The following is a 19974-nucleotide window of genomic DNA, read 5'->3' on the forward strand; positions in this document are numbered from 1 at the left end:
TCGCACCGCTGCGCTTACGTGCGAGTTACTTTTGTCAATCGACACAAAAGTAACCAAAAGGTCTTTGACGCTAGCCGCTGTGGCAAGAGATCTGCAGCGTTTGAAATATTAAATGACTACTGCCAATTCAAAGTTGTTTGAAGACTGCTGTCGCTACTGGCTAAGACTCCATCACTGTTGTTTGTGAAACCATAGACTCCAGAAGATTCTGAGTTTAAAAAGCCTTCGAAACCCAGTTTGATCACTTGCGACAGAATTCATCAGAAAAGTAAATTTTTCAGGAATACATTTATTTATCAGAATAAACGGAGCAAGTGCCACAGCGGCTAGCGTCAGGGCATTTTTGGTTACTTTTTTTGCTCTTGAAAAAAGTAACTCGCACACAGCGTAGCGATGCGAAAAATATTACATTAAAACGTCAAGAAAAATCCCGGCCAAGTTTCCCCCGAATAACGTCTTTCATATCCGAAAAATACCGCTTAAAATACCGACGAATATCCTCTAAAATCAAATAATTCACCGGCACAATAAACAAAGTAATCGCCGTAGCAAATAAAATCCCAAATCCAAGACTCACCGCCATTGGAATTAAAAATTGTGCTTGAGTCGACTTTTCAAACAGCAATGGCATGAGACCTGCGAAAGTCGTTAACGAAGTTAATAACACAGGACGAAAACGTCGCCCGCCAGCCTGAAATGCTGCGCGCATAACACCTATGCCCTGTTTGCGTTTACGATTCACAAAATCCACCAGTACTAACGAGTCATTCACCACAACACCGGATAAAGCAAGAATCCCCATCATTGAAAGTAAGGTCATATCCATGCCCATGATCCAGTGGCCTATCACAGCACCGACCATGCCAAATGGAATCACCGACATCACTATCAAAGGCTGTAAATACGATTTAAATGGAATGGCTAACAACACATAAATTAAAATAGCTAAGCCAAACAACCCATACATTAAATCTCGTGATGACTCGCGTTGATCCTTGGCTTCACCCGCAAGCTCAAAGCTGATACCGGGATAACGCCCAATAATGTCCTGCAAATAGGCTTCAACTTCATCTTGAACCGCAATCAAATCACCACGATTTTTGTCAAAGTCAGCGGTAACACTGATCGTGCGCTGACGATCAATACGCAAGATACTGGTCGGGCTTAAACCCGGAGATACCTTGGCAATCTGCCATAAAGGAACTTCCTGTCCCGAACTCACTCGGATCATCATTTGCTCTAAGGTTTCGATCGATTGCCTCGCTTCCAGTGGATACCGCACCATCACTCGAACTTCTTCACGACCTCGTTGCAAGCGTTGTACTTCAAAACCATAGACCGCCTGTCTTACTTGGCGCGCCACAGTATTTAAATCCAAACCCAGTAAAGTAGCTTCGGGTTTCAGCTCCAATTGCAATTCTTCTTTACCATCAGAAAGCGAATCTTCAATATCGAAAACCGCTTCAAATTGCGCTAACTTTTGTTTTAATGTTTCACTTAATTGTTCTAATTGCTGCGTGTTTTTTCCTTTTAACTCGATGTTAATTGGTGTTTGGTCGCGACCAATTTCGGCTCGGTAATTTAATTGCTCTGCGCCAGCCACCTGCCCAACCGAATTTCGCCACTCATTAACCAGCTGTTGACTGGTGATAGCCAAAGTGCGCTGCTCCGGTGGTGTAATTTCTACTCGCACTCGTCCAGTACTGGAGTTTCGCCCACCGCTGATAGAATAAATATTTCGTATTACGGATTCGCCAGTTTCTGGATCGATGTATTTTTCTTTTAACTTTTGTGCTTGCTCCGTCATAAAACGCACAATGCGATCGGTACTTTCAAAGTCTGTTCCGGCGGGCATGATCAAATTAGCGCGCGCCACTTCACTGGCTACACGTGGAAACCAAACAAACTTGGTTTGTCCGCTCATCATTGCACCCAACACAATAATTAAGCTCGATACCATGATCACCCAGGCTGCGTAACGCCAACGTAATGCCAGCGCCAGTGCCGGTTGATAAGCTTTTTGTACAAACGTTTCCAAAGATTGAGAAATCGATTGTTGAAAGCGCGTGAAGCGGGATACGTGGCCTACTCGAGGTCGCACATGTTTTAAATGCGCTGGCAACACCAGTTTGGACTCAATCAAAGAAAAAATAAGTACCGGAATGATCACATAAGGAATACTTTGAAACCACGCCGATCGACCTTCCATAAAGGCTAAAGGTAAAAATGCAGCAACCGTTGTTAATATACCGAAAGTGACCGGTACAGCAACTTCCTGTGTTCCTTCAATGGCCGCAGCTAACGGATCTTGGCCACGCTGCATATGCGCATAAACATTTTCCCCAGTGACAATGGCATCGTCTACCACGATCCCTAACACCAAAATAAAGGCGAATAAGCTCATCAAATTTAACGTAATATCGAATACGGGCATCAATAAAAAGGCGCCCATAAAACTCATTGGAATTCCAATACACACCCATAATGCAACCGCTGGCCGCAAGAAAAATGTCAGCAACAAAATGACCAAAATCGCACCTTGCCAGGCGCTGGTGGTTAGCGTTTTCAGCCGAGCTTTGATCGGCTCACTACGATCACGCCAGTAATCTATCGACAACCCTTGCGGTAATTGCGTGCGTTTATTTTCAATGTACTCTCTCACTGCTTTACTGATATCAATAATACTTTGATTACCGGTTCGAAAAATTTCGACTTCAACAGCAGGCACACCATTAAACCGCATGCGCAAAGGCGTTTCTTCAAACTCATCTTTTATTGTTGCAATATCACCCAGCGTAATTAAGGCACCATCCTGACTGGTTATTACTGGAATTTTTGCAAACTCTCCGGCAGAATATTTTTGTCCACGGCTTCGAATAAATATTTCGCCACCTTCGGTTTTTAAATTACCTGCCGACACATCGCGAGAATTAGCGTGTAAAATATTAGCCACTTGCTCCAAAGTTAAATCGTATTTACGCAGGGCCCATTCCGGAACTTCTATGGAAATTTCAAAACGTAACGTATTATCAACACTAACTTGAGTGACTTCCGGTAACGCTGCAATTTCATCACGAACGTCTTCCGCTAATCGTCTTAAGGTGAGCGCATCGTACTCACCATATATAATCACCCCTAAAGCATCCCAACGACGCTGCGGCATCGTCACCAATAACTGCTCAGCTTCTGCAGGAAAGTTATATATGGCATCCACTTGAATTTTAATGTCATCGAGCATTTCACGCAGATCATAGCCATCTTCTATTTCCAGTGTGACATTCGCCGCACCTTCACTGGAACTGGACGTCATTTGACGAATCCCGGTGAGATCTTGTAAGGCCTCTTCAATCCGAATGGTGATACCTTCTTCCACTTCCTGAGGTGACGCGCCGGGTAATGTCATACTGACATTTATCGTGTTCACTTCAAACTCGGGAAACATATCAACGGGAATTTTTTTTGCCAGTACAAACAAACCGGAAATGATGATCAACGCCATTAAAATATTGGCGGCGACATCGTTGCGCGCAAACCAGGCTATCATTGAGTGCATCGTACTCTCCTAATGATTAGCCGTACGAACAGCTTCGCCACCAGTGGGCTGCTGAATCCGTTTACTTGCCGCACCTTCTCCCTGCTCATTGGCTTTCTTAACCACTCGTTTATCATTTTTAGTTTGGTTTATGGCTTTCACTTTTGTGCCTTGAGGTAAGTTGGCGGTTGGTGTCAGGATTAATTTATCGTGCATGCTAATGCTCGCCACTTCACCGGGTGGTAAGTCCAACCCTTTATCTGCAGAAATCACAACGGAATGGTTATCGGTCCACAGCGGAGTCACCTTATGCTTTTTTAAAACGCCTTCCTGCGCCAGGCTAATTTTATAGTCTTGAGACACCGCTCTGCGAGGAACGACAAAGACATTTTCTAAGCGCCGCCCCTGTACTTTTGCCCGTAAAAATTGACCGATACGAAGTGCTGGCGACTCACCTTTCTCAACGAACGGTTCTTCTATTTGTGCAACAACATAAAGCATACGCGTTGCCGGATCGTATGTGCCTTCGCTGCGTACCAGTTTACCCTGCCATTGATAGGTTTTACTTCCCAGCTCCCCTTCAAAAAGCACTTTTGGTCTCTCCGTGGTAGAGTTATCTTCATCGGGTAAACGAATATGGAATAGGTCATGCGCTTTAATGGGTAAACGCACTTCCACGCGATCCGTGGAATAAATTTCGGCTATCGCCTGAGACGGGCTCACAACTTGCCCTAAATCGATCATTTGACGCCTCACTTTACCAGTAAAAGGTGCTTTTACTAACGTGCGCTTGAGATTCAGCTCGGCTTTTGCCAGCCGCGCCTTTGCCGCATCGAGAGAAGCAAGAGCCGCTTTCACTTGCGGCTTGCGTAGTGCTAAATCACGGCCTTTTGCATTACCTGGTTTAATATTCCAGTCACGCTCGGCAATGTCAGCTTGCGCCAGCTCTTGTTGATATTTTACCTCGGCATCAGCAACGGTTGCCTTAGCCACGTCTACTTCTATCTGATAATCACGTGGATCCAGCTTTACTAAAACCTCACCTTTCTTAAAGGAAGCTCCCGCTCGGATATTAGGTGACACTTCAATCACTCGCCCTGAGACATCCGAAACCAATTGCGTCTCCGTAAGTGGAACGACCGAGCCGTAAGACTCCACCCAAACCTCGTAATGAGTCGGCGTCAGTTGACCGATTTCTACCGCCACCGCTTCGGCAGGGCGCTCGCCGAATTTACGAGCCTCTGGTTTTGTGGCAAACATGAGTTTGACAAGTCCTAAGGCCAGTAACAAAATAACGACCGTGACAATAGCGTGTGTTATCCAGGGAACTGGATTATCGACCAGTGTCGCTTCGACTTCGTGATTATTTTCAGCGTAATGATGTGGATTAGGATCGGTCATACAGTTTCGGGTCGTTACCAAATTCGGGAGCTTAAGAATACTGCAAGCCTAGTTCAAAATCAGGTGCCTTTACAATTACTTACAGAAGACTGACAGTGCCAGCCCCTCGTTGAATTTCAGGATTGAATCGCAATGCAAATTCCCGTAAACTTCGCACCTCGCTTCTAAGGTTAATTGTACGTCATTTAACCGCTTTTGGAGCAATTTCCTGTACTTAGGTAAAAATGGGCCCTTAGCTCAGTTGGTTAGAGCACCCGACTCATAATCGGTAGGTCCACAGTTCAAGTCTGTGAGGGCCCACCATTTTTACTCTATCCTTAGTTATTAAAAGAAAGAGCACACGACTCGCTCTCTACAACCCGACCCAAGTCCACAGCTCAAGTCTGTGAGGGCCCACCACTTTTACCTCATCCTTAGTTTCCAAAAGAAAGAGCACACGACTCGCTCTCTACAACCCGACCCAAGTCCACAGTTCAAGTCTGTGAGGGCCCACCATTTTTACTTCATCCTTAGTTTCCAAAAGAAAGAGCACACGACCCGCTCTCTATAACCCGACCCAAGTCCACAGCTCAAGTCTGTGAGGGCCCACCACTTTTACCTCATCCTTAGTTTCCAAAAGAAAGAGCACACGACTCGCTCTCTACAGCCTACTACTTAACTAATAGAGATTGTTAAGGCGACTGAACAATTCTCCGGGCATAAACTCAAAAGACGTTAAGCAGGCAACCAATATGTTTTCAATACATTAAAAAAACAGCAACATTGTCATCACTGCTAAGGATAAATGTATTGGGTTGACCCTCAGTTACTTGAACAAATAATCCGTATGTTTATACGGATAGATAAACCATTATTACATTTCCATTTCATCGGATTCCGCTTCAGAAACCTCAGAGACTTCCTCTTCCACTTCTGGTTTAACGGCCGCTTCACACATCCATCCCCAACTTTTTTGCTTTTCTACAAAAGCAGAATATTTCGATTCGCAATAGCCGAGTTCGGTCTGTGCATTCCACAAGACTTGCATACCCGATGCCTTGGTATACTGAACTTCACACGGTACATCGGTACCATCGGGATACACCAATTCGATCTTGCGTTGCTTTTCACCAAACGTACAAATCGTTGATTGGTTTTGTGCGGCAAAAACAACAGCCGACATCAGAGTTAAAAACAGTAGAATGGTTTTCATAGCCTCTCTCTTTGCGTTATAAAATGGCGTAAAAAGTTTAGCATAAGATTTTAATTTATCATTTTTGGGTTTCAGTGAGAGTTTTGAGATTGAGCTCATTTTTCAATAACATAATAGATCCGCTCTATATATCCGATACCACATTTCCGCTCAAACTCAAACTCGTAACTAATGGTGATGTTCTTCTTTATTTGGTTCAATGTCTGGAAATCGCTTTTTAGCGAACTTGCTATGACACGAATGACAGGTGTCCAACATTTTATAATAGTAAAAATGGACCAACTCTTGATTTTGACGTTTGGCACCGTGTGCCAACATACCTGCGTACTCGTGGAAACTTTGATCCAGTGCTTTAAAGGGTTTAGGAAGTTTATGCATAAGCTCCTGCTTTATTGCCGGCGTAAGCTTTTGCTTAAACACAAAGCTTTGTTGAATGCGATGCGCGGTTTGCTCAATAGTTTTCCAATCGCCCGACACCATGGGAAAAACCAATTGTTCCATAGCGCCTCGAATATTGGTCATTTCTTCAATCAATAAAGCACGCGCTTCGTTGGACAAATGATGACTATCAAATTGATGTGACTCATCCTTTGCGAATGCATTTAAAGCAAGTAGCAAACTGCAGATTATGATGGACCCCTTCATACTTAATCCTCGTGTTGTATTTGAAAAGCTGAGCAAGGTGTACCCTGGTGAAAATACATCTGCCAGCCAGACTCCGATTTTTTCCAAATTGAACTGCGCAACGAATAACGCGTTGCGCCATGCAAAGTAATCGTGGCGCGATACGTCAGTTGTACCACGTTATCAGACAGCACTTTCAGTTGATAATCCTGGTTATGAAACCTGGGATAGACTTCGTTCGCCAGTCGAGTGAATGCATCCTGCTTCGTATAGGCAATGCCTCGACTGGTAAACTCAACAAAATCATCGGCCAGCAACTGTTCGAGTTGCTCATGCGACTGCCTTACTTCTTTACGCAATAAGCGTTGTTCAAGCTCTATAATGTCGCGTTTTAGTTCATTAGCATCCATAACTCTAAGTCCAAAATAATGAATTAGCCGTTAACCGGCTTTACATCGATACTGGCTTTTAAAATCATCAAGGGTTCTTTCGTTTTTCCATAATGTGAGCCAGCATTTTCCAATGCTTTTACCGTATCCATACCAGAAACCACTTCGCCAAATATCGTATGCTTACCATCCAAGTGCGGCGTCGGCACAAAGGTAATAAAAAATTGACTGCCGTCTGTATTGGGACCTCGATTCGCCATACTTAACAAGCCAGGTCGATCGTGCTTTACACTCGCTGAAAACTCTCCTGCATACTCGTAACCTGGGCCCCCAGAACCGGTACCGGTTGGATCGCCACCCTGCGCCATAAAGTTCGGGATCACACGGTGGAAACTCACATTATCGTAAAAGCCCAGTAGTGTGAGATATATAGTACTGGAAACATGCATCGGTGCGACGCCAGGCATTAATTTAATTTGAATACTGCCTTTATTGGTTTGCAAATTCCAAAAATAGTCTTTTTTCTTATCGAAAAATAAGCGTGGTGGTTTCGGTAAATTTTGTTTCCAATTTGGCTTTGATTTATCGATATTTTTTTCTGCAATGAATTTTTCAATTTGCGGAAACGCAGACTCAGGCTTAGAACATGCGGCGAGTACCAAAGCCAGCGAAAGACTAATGAATAAAGTAAATTTTGAAAGTGTCATTTGGCTCATCCAATAATATGTTGTTCAATCAATTGTTTTAACTCTGCAATTTCAGATTCCAAAAGTGAAACCCTATTTTCAAGATCCGAGACTCGAGCCTCATCCGACTCCTTTACATCCTCTACAGAGGCTAGCGGCAAAGACTCAGCAACTCCAGTGAATAAGTGTTGCCAGCGAGATTCCCGCTTTCCGGCTTCACGAGCCAGTTGTTGTACCAATGGCGAGTTACCCAATGCCATATTTTTTAACACAGACTCCACTTCACCGACATTCGAAAACTCGCACAGTCTTTGTGTGCGCGTTCGTAACTCACCGGGAGTTTGCGGACCGCGTAAAAACAGTACACACAGTATGCCTTTCTCTTGCTCGGAGAGCTTGAGTTCGCCGAATTCAGTATTGCAAAAGCGATGTCGATATTTGACAACTCGAGCCCCAAAGCCAGAAGCCTTAGTAACCAAGTTCATTTGCTCCAGCTCATCGACTACTATTTGCACATCTGTTTCGGATAGGTTCATTACCGGCTCACGGTTGCTTTTTTGATTGCACGCTGTTGTCAGACCGTTGATTGACAAAGGGTATTGGTCTGGCGTGGTGACTTCTTTTTCTAATAAACAACCGATCACTCGAACTTGTAGTTGCGATAGTTCCATAACCCACTCCACCTAGAAAAAACGACCTAATCTTATAGCAAAGTCCTGTAACAATGCTATGGTGTCTATAATCTTTGGTATTTATTGCCGATAGTGTAAGATCATCCTTCGCGTTTAAATACATTTCAACTGACAGTTGTTCGCTCAAGTTCAGAGCCCCGTTAAAGAGCAACACCAGGGATAACTCAACAGGCTCCAGGATAATTCAATGAAAGTATTAGAATTTATTCGAGAAAAGACCGAGCAATTACAAAAAAACAACGCCGATTTTCGGGCCAAAATTGAACCACAGTTTAAAAACTGGTCCGATAAACTCACGCAAACCATTTCGAATACTTTGAATAACCCCTGGTTTTCACTGTTCAAGCCCGACGATGATGAGAAACAAGCCGAGCCGGAACAACCGGTAGAACAAGTACCTGAAGCAGCAAAAGTGTATCAACAGCTGCAATTAAAATTAGGCCAGGAAACCTACGTTGGAGAATGGTTTACCGTTGATCAACACTGTATCGATCAGTTTGCCGATGTTACCGGCGATAAACAGTGGATCCACACCGATCCTGATCGCGCCAAAAACGAATCGCCATTCAAAACCACTATTGCTCACGGCTTTTTGACCTTGTCATTGATCCCCACATTAACCGATGCCACCAATCCCGAAAACAACCCTTACCCCGAAGCAAAAATGGTCGTCAATTACGGCTTAAACCAGGTACGTTTTCCATTCCCAGTAAAATCGGGTTCGCGAGTACGCGCTCGTACGACACTGTTGGATCTGGTGCCCATGAAGCGCAGTATCGAAGTGGTTAATGAAGTCAGCATAGAAGTGGAAAACAGCAAACGACTGGCATGCGTCGCACAAACGGTATTGCGCTTATATTTTTAATAAGTTACCAGGGCTCCTTGCAGCTCCGTCATAAAAAATCCACTGTTCGAAACAAGTTTTAAAAAGCCGCCTCGAAATGGCTACTAAAGATACCCTTTCGTTCTTTGTCGACATTTGCCAAAGAGTGGCATAATTTCGTTACCAACGCGTCATTTGCGTTCCACTTATTGTCTAGCTTTATCAATTAGGTACCTATGAAACCGCGAGATTCCGTGGCCTACCTGCCACTTTTTGCCGCAATTTTCGCTATCGCGCCATTAGCAATTGATATGTATTTACCTGCCATGCCCACCATGGCAGAGGACTATGTCACTGAGATTACGCAAATACAGTGGTCGTTGAGTTTTTTCCTGGCAGGATACGCTGCAGGCATGTTGATTTTTGGCCCCATGGCCGATCACTATGGTCGTCGCTGGTTTTTACTTGGCGGACTCTCTGGTTTTACTTTATGCAGCGCTTTGCTGGCCATTGCTCCGAATATAGAAGCCTTTAATGTACTGCGTTTATTGCAAGCCGTGTGCGGTGGAGCGGCAACGGTCACCGTTCCCGGCACCATTCGCGATTTATTCGGAAACAAAACGGCGAAAGGCCTGGCTTACGTCTCCATGGCGATGATGATAGCTCCGATGTTAGCCCCCTCCATTGGCAGTCTTATGCTGGCTTGGTTTCAGTGGCCGAGTATTTTTATTCTACTTACCTGTTACGCTTTTCTCATTTTGCTGCTTACGATATGGAAGTTTCCCTTTGTGGCTCTTGCTCCAAATGATAGTGGAGCTTTACTGGCAAGTATCGTTCGTAACTACCGAACGATATTCAGTCATCGCAAAATCTATCCCTTTTTATTCACAACCATGAGCATCACATTAATATTTTTTGGCTACATCACGTCGGTGTCTTTTCTTTATATCAGCTTGTATCAGGTATCAGAACAAGTCTTTGGATTGCTTTTTGGTGCGAATGTTGTGGCTTTAATGGGAGGAAATTTTATTAACGCACGCATTGTTACCCGTTTCGGTCCTTTAAAAATGCTTCGAATGGCCCTTAGTAATGCCCTGCTTGCAGCCGTACTATTATTTGCCGTGTTGGCAAACCAAGCCGATATTGTTTGGGTAGTTGCGGCGATATTGTTTTTAATGAGCAACTTGATCATCGTTTCGACCAATTCCGATGCATTAATTTTAATGAACTTTCCTCGACACGCAGGTACCGCAACTGCGGTGATTGGTACGTTAAAATTTGGAAGTGGTGCACTTGCTGGTTTCGTTTTAGCGCTTTTACACGATGGCAGCGCCATGCCATTTGCGTGGCTGGTGATCAGCATTGTATTTTTACTCAGTCTGCTGCATCTAACGATTCAATATTTTCGTTGGCCAACGCCAGAGAAGTGAAGTACTCGGACCTAAAGAGAAAGTGTTGAGCATTGTCAGTTTACAACTCATTTTTTACTACTTCACACTCAAAAAAGAGTACTTTTATCGACTTGCAACTCGAAACTCACTATCATAAAGGTTGATAACCATTTATTTCGGAAAACTCAGTGATTAAGCCAGGGCAATTTAATCAACTTACGATTGTAGAGAAAACACCTTTCGGTGCTTATTTAAATGCCGATAAGCAGCAGTTGATTTTTATCAGTAATAAACATTTACCTGAGCATTGCGAAGTGGGTGAAAAGATTAACGTTTTTGTTTATCAAGATTCCGATGGTCAATTAGCTGCAACCCAAGACATACCTAAAGCAAAGTTAGGTGAATTTGCCCGGCTGACTGTAGTAGCGGTTAATAACATAGGCGCATTTTTAGACTGGGGACTTCCAAAAGATCTGTTGGTACCTTTTGCCGAACAAGGAAAACCATTGAAAGAAGGTCAATCTCCAGTTGTTTATGTCTATCAGAATAAAGCCGATCAACGCGTAACGGCATCAACTAAATTGGAAAAGTTTCTCGATAAAACACCAGCAAAATATACCATAGGCCAACAAGTGGATTTGCTCATTACCGATAAAACGGATTTGGGCTTTAAAGCGATTATTAATCATCAACACTTGGGGATGATCCATAATGATGATATTCACTTAAAGTTAAAGTATGGGCAGAAAGTTGCCGGATATATTAAACATATTCGAAAAGATGGAAAAGTTGACCTGTCAGTTAAAAAACCCGGTATATCTGGTCGAGATGAATTAGCAGAAAAAATTCTCTCAACATTGAAAGAAAATGATGGGGTATTAGCCATTTCGGATAAGAGTTCTCCAGAAATCATTGCTAAAATATTTGGCGTCAGCAAAAAGCAATACAAAACGGCACTAGGAAAGCTATACAAAGAGCATCGAATAACAATTGATAACAATTTAATTCGCTTAATAAATAAGAATTAAACCTATCCACCAATAGATTTGCACGCGTTTATCTCTTGTTAAAATATTAGCAAAAAAATTAAATCTTAGAGCGACTCACCATCACATCTCAATACTGGCGATACTTAATCCTATTAATTGACAAGCATCACAAATAAATTCAATCGAATGTGAACTTGTGCAATTTTCACACATTTTTAATTCAATATTTACTCGATTTTACGGTACTCTGCTCACAAACTATTCAGCGCTATACAAGCGATTGACATTTTGCCTTAAAAACTAAAACAAGACGCTGATATAAAAATAAAATGAAGCGCGAGGACCAATTCCATGAACAAAAAAATAGTTGTACTGGCATCTTTATTTGCCGTATTCATAGCATTGTTTTATACGCTAATGCGTAACGGAACGGATCAACTCTCAACTGAATTAACAAATAAACAAGTAAAAGGCCCTGCCCAGAAACTTGACTATACAAGCAATTCTAACCATTCTGCATCCGATAACGCGGAAGTACAAAACCAAATCTCGAAAGCGACTTCGAAAATATGGCAGCAGTCAGAACAAGCACGCACGTATTTACAGGCGAAACCCGAATTATTACCCGGCGATCTTGCTGGCGAAGCTTATCTCGAAATTAATACGAGCCAGCTCACTTCCATGTCTATCGGAGAAACGTTTGAAGTCAATATTCCGCAAATAGGTGGTTCACTTGCCGCAGAAGTGGACTTTATCACTGAACACAGTAACGGTGATAAAACGGTGGAAGCTTTTTTTCCAGGTATGGAATCCTATTACAGCGCTGTTTTTACCTTAGGTGAAAATCATACCTACGCTCAATTCAGTACACCCGAAGGCGTTTATATTATGGAGGCCCAAGGTAACTACGCCTGGATCACGTCGCGTCAATCTTTGGTTGCCAGTCATAAATCCGATCACGATGACGGTGTATTTCCATCTGATAATGCAACACCCACAACAAACAATGACGAAGTCGATGTCTCATTCGACTATGTCGTTCAAGAATCGTCGCAGAACGATAATCCCTAAAAACAAAAAAGCACAGGAGAAAAACAATGAAACAACTGATAGCAGTAATGGTAGGGCTGCTGAGTACGGTAGCGGTTAAAGCCGAAACCATCGATATTATGATGCTCTACACGCAACCCGCACAAGATTACGCAGGCAGTATGAGCACCAAAGTCAATAACCTCATCTCATACGCTAATCGAGTGTATCGTAACAATGGTTTGGATATAACGCTACGAGTGGTTGCGCAAGGCCGTATTACCAACTACAACATTATGCCCACCGAAAGCCATTTGGACTGGCTTACGAATAACTCTAGCATTCAAGGTTATCGAGACTCTTATAAAGCCGATATGGTGGCTTTACTCGGCCGGAGAGAAAATCTACCTGATGGATACGTTTGTGGCATTGCTTGGGTAGGTCAAGGGCAAAACGGCTATATGTATGCAACGTCAAAAAATAACGCTTACAGTATCAGTGCCGTAGATTGTGGAAATAATACGTTCGTTCATGAGCTTGGTCACAATATGGGCTTAGCTCATTCGCGCAGACAAGGAGACTCATCCGGTGGCGTCTATTCGTACGGAATGGGGCATGGAGTCGACTACAGTTTTTCGACAATCATGGCTTACCCTCAAGCCTATTATGGAAATGTTTCGCATTTGGATATTTTTTCCGATCCGGATTGGAATGCCTGTCAATCACAACCCTGCGGTGAACAAGGTGTTTCCAATGCCTATCAAGCCCTTAAGCCCATTATCGACGATATAGCGAACTATTATTAATGCTCTTAATCATCCGGTTTTCATAAATCGGATGATTTTCTTCTTCCCTTCCAATTTTCTTCTAACGGATCTGACAGGTTAAGATTTCCTGAGCAGTCGTTGACGCCCTCATTGCTTAACGCTATATTTTTGCTTTCCAGATAAAAGTGTACGGTTACTCTTTATTTTGGGTATAGAACAAAAAAATCATGATTTCTAATGACTGGACCAACGATTCTCTCCTCTTAGCCTATCAAAAGTTACATTACGTGGAGACCAGGAGTTGCGTATAATCTTACGCTAAGGTGACTTGTATGAAACTACATATATCCTGGTTTGATGACGAAGGTCACCATTCATCAATCTTGGAGTTGAACAAAAACCGGTTAATTATTGGCAGAGATTTGTCGGCAGACCTCACGCTAGAACACTCCAGTGTATCACGACAACACGCGGTTATTTTTAAGTCAGAACACGGTATTTTTATAGAAGACCTTGAGTCACGATTTGGTACAGTCGTCAATTTCCAGCCGATTCAAGCAAAGGAACCTACCTCACTAAAAATCAATACCGTTGTCAAACTCGGCATGCAACCTATTGAAATTCGCCTACTCAATACCGAAGACGCCTGCAATGAAGACTATCAATGGTTTGAAACCTCACCGTTGCTAGAGGAAATCGAAACATTAAAACAAAAAGTACTGAATCGACTCGGTGGAAATCTAGACAGCACAAGTACGGCGCAAGAATTCAATGTCTTGATCGATTCTGCCAAAACCTGGTTAAACCGAAACGCCGTATTACATCAAATTAATTTAATTTTAAACCAGTCAGAGCTTGTTGATGACATGCTCACTCATATTCTACCTATCGTTGCGAACTTATTTTCTGCCGAAAGAGGGTTTGTCTTAACTCACAATGCAGAAAGAAAATCACTCATACCTTCAGCGACCTATTGCTACGATAAAATTAATGATAACAATCAACTCGATCAACAAAAACTCTTCAGTCAAACTGTCGCTCGACAATGCTTTGATCAAAATAAACTCATAGCCCTAGATAACCTTGATCAAAACACGGAACTCAATCAAGCGGACAGTATCAGTGAGTACCAAATAAAAAGCGTCCTGGCAATTCCTCTCAGCTATGCACAAAAAGTATTGGCCGTCATATACCTGGACAGTCAATCTTTCTACGCGAATTTTCTACAGCACAAAGATTTTATTCGCCCATTGCAAACCTATTTGGGTGCGGCACTAAAACATGCCATTCATTACAATCAAGCGATTACGGATGACTTAACCGGTGTTTTCACTCGTCGTTATTTTGAAGAGCGCATTAAGCAAGCCATGGAACACAGTAAACGGTATGGCACTACATCTAGTTTAATTCTTTTAGACATCGATCACTTTAAGAAACTAAACGACAATTATGGTCATAACTTTGGCGATCGGGTATTAATGAAAGTTGCTGATACATTGCTCTCCACCGCTCGTAAAAGTGATGTTATTGGTCGGTTAGGCGGTGAAGAGTTTATTTTATTTCTCGCCGAATCCGATAAAAAGGGCTCCTATAACCATGCTGAGCGAATTCGACAAGAAATCGAAGCATTGAGTTTTCCTTACAATAACGAAACCATCCATATTTCCGCAAGTCTAGGCGTTTCAGAATACGATCTCAGCTTTGGAACAACACCCTATAAATTCATTGAGGCCGCTGACCACGCGATGTACCAAGCTAAATCCAGTGGTCGTAATCGCGTGTGTACTTTCGAACCACCGCGTTCTTCTTCCTTTGAAACAGTTTTCAGTTAATTTTCTGGATGTCGAAATGCTGACTTGTCACCATTGCAGTACCCAATGCTCATTACTTGATACTCACTGTCCAAACTGTGGCGCCCCTATCAGTTTATCCACAAAGATACCTTCTAAGTTAAATTCCATCGGTGAAACGTCAACAGAAACCTTAATCAATGAAATGCAACAACACTGCGATGAGTTTGAAATTCTTGAGCACCTTGGGCAAGGAGGAATGGGCAATATCTTTAAAGCAAAAGACAAAACACTCGAGCGCTTAGTGGCTATAAAATCTATCAATAAGGATAAAATCCAATCTGATACTCATGAACTCGTATTACGTGAAGCAAAGCTTGCTAGTGCATTAAATCACGATAACATAGCTACAATTTACGATGTTTCTCGCTCAAGTAAATGTGACTACATCGTAATGGAATGGGTTGACGGCGAGACACTCGAAGAGCTTATTGCTAGCAATCGTCTTTCCTATCTGGAAAAACTGGATATCGCTCGTCAAATCGCAGAAGGAATCTCGCAGGCACATACCCACCAGATCATTCACCGAGATCTTAAGCCCGCCAATATAATGCGATGTTCAGGCAACAACACCGTTAAAATTCTTGATTTTGGTATTGCAGAACAGCACCACCAAGACAATAGCAAGCCCAACGAATACCAAAACACTCACAATGAGTCGATTGTCAGTAAAAAAACAACCTTGGCTGGTTCACGCGGTACTGTGCCCTATATGTCACCTGAACAGTTCAATCACGACCCTATCGACATCAAAAGTGATCTCTTTTCTTTTGGTATTGTATTGTTCGAACTCTTTACCGGCTTTCACCCCTTCGATGCTGATAGTTTTTCCGGCTTTCAAAAAAAGATAAAACAGAGTGAGCCCGATAAAGAATTACTCGCCCAATTACCCGTAAAATTGAGAGCATTAATCAGGCAATGTTTGGATAAAGATCCTCACCAACGCCCCGAAAGCGCAGAGCAAGTTCGCGATGTTATTTCTCAATTATTGCAAGAAGAAAAAAACCGACAAAGCAAGAACAAATACTACTGGCTCTCGTCCTGGCGTTTAGCGGCAATGATAGCTGCCTTTTCCCTTATCATAGGTACAGTCGTTTACTATTCCGCTGAACCGATATTAAGTGATCGCCAGCATATATTGTCGCAGGGTAAAAAAGTAGCTGTTCTACCCTTTGAAAACTTAAGTGCGGATCCTCAAATTGAGCTTTTCGCTAAAGGGCTTACCGCCGATCTCAATATCGCACTTTCGCACATAAGTAAACGCAACAACAGTTGGGTAATTCCGGCATCGGAACTTCGCAAGTTGGAAAACCCAACCGTTGAAACAGTGTACAAAACCCACAATGTCGATTTGGTTATTAGTGGTAGCATTCAACATTTTGGCGCTCAAAGACGATTAATTATTAATTTGCTGAATGCTTCTGACGCGAGAGTCATCGACTCTTTTTCTTATGATTTTACTTTGGAGGAAACTTTTCAAACTCAACACAAAGTGAAATCCGCTATAGCCACCTTATTAAATTGGAAGTTTGATGAGAGTAATGTCGATGTATCACCCACACTTATTTCGAAAGCTTATCAACATTACTTGAATGGTATCGGCTATTTGTACCGGTTTGACTACCAAGATAACCTTAGCAAGGCCATTAACGAGCTTGAAAAAGCTCTGCAAACAGATGAAGACTTTATACTGCCACTATATGAATTAACTCGTGCCTATATCCGACAAGCGAAACATGACAGCGCTCCTGAGTCACTTCTTAAAGCACTAGAACTGTCTAATTTAGCAATTACTAAATCGCCGAATTCCGAATCTTACGCTTTAAATGGTTATGCGAATTATAAAAAATCAAATTACGAAAAAGCGGAAAACAGTTTTTTAAAAGCCATTGAACTGGATAAAAACAACTCGGAAGCTTATTTGGGATTAGGGCGTGTATATCAATCCTTAGGTAAAAGCACACTAGCAGAACAAAACCTTTTAACGGCGATAAGCTTGAGTGACAACTGGATTTACTGGAATTATTTGGCGTATTTTTATTATACAACAAACCAACTGAATAAAGCTCAGAGTGCTTATTTTCAAGTTTCAAAAATGACACCTGACAATGTATTTGGCTTTCAAATGGCTGGTGCAATTTCACATGCTTCAGGAGACTTCAACAGTGCTTTAACTTCGTTTAAAAGAGCACTCACCCTACAACCCAATGATCCTAATAACAACTCTAATTTAGCTTCAGTATATTTTTATTTAGGTGAGTACGAATCAGCCATTAAATATTTTGAAAATGCTGTAAAGTTGAATAATAAGAGCTACCTTATTTATTCAAACCTAGCAGATGCCTATAAACTAGTAGGGAAAACCAACGAGTCACAAAATTCCTATAAGCATGCTATAGCAATCATTACAAAAGAGATTGAGCTTAAGCCTAATAATCGCAATCTTCTTGTTAGAAAAGCTGTCTATTTAGCAAAGAGTAGCAAACATGAAGATGCATTAAAAATGCTAGAAAATGCAATGCCAATAATAAATAGCTACAACTTGGTTTTGGCGGCCAAAGTATATGAAATCTGCGGCCTAAGAGAAAAAGCAATAGACTTTTTAAAAAAAGCGGTAAACAATGGTTATTTATCTAAAAACATTAAAATCGAGCCTGAGTTTAAAAGCTTGATACAAACTAAACAAGCATATTTTCTGAATCAAAAAAAAGAGTAAGAGAGCTTAAACTGCCATAACTATAGATGCCTATCAAAACGACATCTATAGTCATAAAAAGTAGCTAATTATTTACATCCCCACCATTAACAATAATCTCAGGATCTTTTGTATAAATAACACCATTAGACTCTACATACACTAAATAGGCGCTGTATTTAGGGACATTCACAGTGCTTGAGTCTGATTGAACCTCCAAGTTTCCTTGATTGGGCTCGTTGTTAGTAACACCGAAAGCATAATTTTTCTCATCTCCCAAAGAAAATGGGTTATTAAAGTATAACCCCCAATTACTTACAGGGCTTGCTCCTTGCTCAAGCGTTAGCTGAAATAAAATGGTATCGCCTTTACTAACACTTGGGAGATCCTGTGTCACGGTTATACTGTTATCACTGTGAAATTTAAATATTGCGGTATGTGTTGCCATTCGTTGTTCCTTTGTTGAATTGTTGATTTTCTTTGTCGGCTATACCCGAAGCATTTGAGTTTCAGGCACTTCTAACAGCTGAAACTCAAATGCTTCGGGTATACTCAGCCAAAATCTAAGATAGTTGGTTTATTAAGGTTGTTCAAGTGCCACTGCAAACCTCGATGACGCTACGCTCTAACGAGGTAACAAGTACTCAACAGTCGTTCGTAATTTTTTGTTAGAGCACATATTCTTGACGGATACCAACTCAGACACTTACCCGAATACCCGTTTTCAAATTAAGCGCCGTCAACTTCCCTCCCCAAATACACCCGGTATCCAGCGCCTGAAAGCGTTTAGAGCTTAATTTACCTTCTAATGCTGCCCAATGTCCAAATACAATACGAATGTTTTTTTCCAGTCTCAACGGCATTTTAAACCAGGGCTTTAGCGGTTTAGGTTGTTTACCCGGCTTCATCTTGTAAGACATATCCAACCGGCCATCGGGATAACAAAAACGCATGCGCGTAAACGCGTTGGTGATAAAACGTAAGCGGTCAACGCCTCTTAAAGATTCACTCCAAAGATCGGGTTGATCGCCGTACATGGTATGAAAAAATTGTTCTCGTTTTTTCGCCGATTGAAGAACGCTTGAAACGTCTTGCGAACATTGCATCACTTTTTCTAAATTCCATTGAGGAGCCACACCCGCATGAACCATCAAGGTATTTCGCTTTTTGCTGTATCGCGCAAGTGGTTGCTGATAAAGCCACTCAAACAGTTCAGTGCGATTTGGGCTATCCAATACGTCTTTAAAAGTATCTTTACGTTTTAGCGTTTGCGCACCGCTGGCAACGGCTAACATATGCAAATCGTGATTACCTAATACCAATTTAACGCGTTCGCGATGTTCAAATAAATATTGCAAGGTATTAAGCGATTGAGAACCTCGATTGATCAAATCACCACACAACCAGAGCTTGTCTTTCTGCCAATCAAATTCGATTTTATTAAGCAACTCCAGCAGCGAATGAAAGCATCCCTGAATGTCTCCAATCGCCCACGCTGCCATCAGTTTAAAATGCCTGGCTTGGTTAAACTAAACAAAGGAATAGGTGCTAAAAAATGCTCACCGTTTTCATCCAGCATTTGATAGCTGCCTTCCATAGTGCCCAGCGGTGTATTGAGAATCGCACCCGAAGTGTATTGATAGGTTTGCCCCGGATCGATAAACGGTTGTTCGCCAATTACGCCATCTCCTTTAACTTCCTGCTTTTTGCCATTCGCATCAGTAATGATCCAGTGACGACGCATTAATTGCGCACCGGTATTACTGCGGTTGGTAATGTTTATCGTATAAGCAAAAACAAATTGCTCCTGATCCGGTTTCGACTGGTCTTCCAGATAACGACAATCCACTTCGATTTCAAACGGCAATTGATCTAAAGGCTCACTCAAGGTTACAACTCCAATAAAAACACGTA

The 19974-nt window shown here is 42.1% G+C and carries 17 protein-coding genes and 1 tRNA gene; 8 read left to right on the forward strand and 10 right to left on the reverse strand.

Annotated elements, in window-relative coordinates:
• Positions 1–418: 418 nt before the first annotated feature.
• Positions 419–3553 carry an efflux RND transporter permease subunit gene (locus ACTUJY_RS01590; protein ID WP_463614283.1) on the reverse strand — a complete coding sequence of 1045 codons (3135 nt, stop codon included), beginning with the start codon at positions 3551–3553 and terminating at the stop codon, positions 419–421.
• A 9-nt stretch (positions 3554–3562) separates the two neighbouring features.
• The gene (locus ACTUJY_RS01595; RefSeq protein WP_463614284.1) at positions 3563–4933 is read right to left on the reverse strand and encodes an efflux RND transporter periplasmic adaptor subunit; all 1371 of its coding nucleotides are present in this window, start codon (positions 4931–4933) and stop codon (positions 3563–3565) included.
• 226 nt (positions 4934–5159) lie between these two features.
• On the opposite strand from ACTUJY_RS01595, the gene ACTUJY_RS01600 reads away from it, so the two are divergent.
• Positions 5160–5236 (forward strand) — tRNA-Ile (locus ACTUJY_RS01600).
• Between the two features lie 550 nt (positions 5237–5786).
• Here the strand turns inward: ACTUJY_RS01600 and ACTUJY_RS01605 are convergent.
• From ACTUJY_RS01605 to ACTUJY_RS01625, 5 genes are all read right to left on the reverse strand, one after another.
• Positions 5787–6125: a hypothetical protein gene (locus tag ACTUJY_RS01605; RefSeq protein WP_463614285.1), complete on the reverse strand. Its 339-nt coding sequence runs from the start codon at positions 6123–6125 to the stop codon at positions 5787–5789.
• Positions 6126–6293: 168 nt separating this feature from the next.
• The gene (locus ACTUJY_RS01610; RefSeq protein WP_463614286.1) at positions 6294–6770 is read right to left on the reverse strand and encodes a hypothetical protein; all 477 of its coding nucleotides are present in this window, start codon (positions 6768–6770) and stop codon (positions 6294–6296) included.
• Between the two features lie 2 nt (positions 6771–6772).
• Entirely contained in the window at positions 6773–7159 is a 387-nt protein-coding gene (locus ACTUJY_RS01615) for a nuclear transport factor 2 family protein (protein ID WP_463614287.1), read from the reverse strand.
• 23 nt (positions 7160–7182) lie between these two features.
• Positions 7183–7845, reverse strand: a complete 663-nt coding sequence (locus tag ACTUJY_RS01620; RefSeq protein ID WP_463614288.1) for a peptidylprolyl isomerase — start codon at positions 7843–7845, stop codon at positions 7183–7185.
• Positions 7846–7850: 5 nt separating this feature from the next.
• Positions 7851–8495, reverse strand: a complete 645-nt coding sequence (locus tag ACTUJY_RS01625) for a YceH family protein (RefSeq protein WP_463614289.1) — start codon at positions 8493–8495, stop codon at positions 7851–7853.
• A gap of 208 nt (positions 8496–8703) precedes the next feature.
• Here ACTUJY_RS01625 and ACTUJY_RS01630 point away from each other — a divergent pair, with 208 nt between their 5' ends.
• The 7 genes from ACTUJY_RS01630 (at position 8704) to ACTUJY_RS01660 (ending at position 18081) form a co-directional block, all read left to right on the forward strand.
• Positions 8704–9381, forward strand: a complete 678-nt coding sequence (locus ACTUJY_RS01630; RefSeq protein WP_463614290.1) for a MaoC family dehydratase — start codon at positions 8704–8706, stop codon at positions 9379–9381.
• Positions 9382–9575: 194 nt separating this feature from the next.
• Positions 9576–10769, forward strand: coding sequence for a multidrug effflux MFS transporter (locus tag ACTUJY_RS01635; RefSeq protein WP_463614291.1), 1194 nt, complete (start codon positions 9576–9578; stop codon positions 10767–10769).
• Between the two features lie 149 nt (positions 10770–10918).
• Entirely contained in the window at positions 10919–11758 is an 840-nt protein-coding gene (locus ACTUJY_RS01640) for a CvfB family protein (RefSeq protein ID WP_463614292.1), read from the forward strand.
• A gap of 312 nt (positions 11759–12070) precedes the next feature.
• Positions 12071–12790: a hypothetical protein gene (locus ACTUJY_RS01645; protein ID WP_463614293.1), complete on the forward strand. Its 720-nt coding sequence runs from the start codon at positions 12071–12073 to the stop codon at positions 12788–12790.
• A 26-nt stretch (positions 12791–12816) separates the two neighbouring features.
• The gene (locus ACTUJY_RS01650) at positions 12817–13554 is read left to right on the forward strand and encodes a zinc-dependent metalloprotease family protein (RefSeq protein WP_463614294.1); all 738 of its coding nucleotides are present in this window, start codon (positions 12817–12819) and stop codon (positions 13552–13554) included.
• A 293-nt stretch (positions 13555–13847) separates the two neighbouring features.
• Positions 13848–15347 (forward strand): diguanylate cyclase, encoded by a 1500-nt coding sequence (locus tag ACTUJY_RS01655; protein WP_463614295.1) that lies wholly within the window; start codon positions 13848–13850, stop codon positions 15345–15347.
• Positions 15348–15363: 16 nt separating this feature from the next.
• Positions 15364–18081, forward strand: coding sequence for a protein kinase domain-containing protein (locus ACTUJY_RS01660; protein WP_463614296.1), 2718 nt, complete (start codon positions 15364–15366; stop codon positions 18079–18081).
• A 64-nt stretch (positions 18082–18145) separates the two neighbouring features.
• Here the strand turns inward: ACTUJY_RS01660 and ACTUJY_RS01665 are convergent, their stop codons facing one another.
• From ACTUJY_RS01665 to apaG, 3 genes are all read right to left on the reverse strand, one after another.
• Positions 18146–18508 carry a hypothetical protein gene (locus ACTUJY_RS01665; protein WP_463614297.1) on the reverse strand — a complete coding sequence of 121 codons (363 nt, stop codon included), beginning with the start codon at positions 18506–18508 and terminating at the stop codon, positions 18146–18148.
• Between the two features lie 250 nt (positions 18509–18758).
• Positions 18759–19562 (reverse strand): symmetrical bis(5'-nucleosyl)-tetraphosphatase, encoded by an 804-nt coding sequence (locus ACTUJY_RS01670; RefSeq protein WP_463614298.1) that lies wholly within the window; start codon positions 19560–19562, stop codon positions 18759–18761.
• Entirely contained in the window at positions 19562–19948 is a 387-nt protein-coding gene (gene apaG, locus ACTUJY_RS01675) for a Co2+/Mg2+ efflux protein ApaG (protein ID WP_463614299.1), read from the reverse strand. Before apaG ends, ACTUJY_RS01670 begins: the two co-directional genes overlap by 1 nt.
• Positions 19949–19974 lie beyond the last annotated feature (26 nt).

It is taken from the genome of Pleionea sp. WD8-19, from assembly GCF_055326765.1.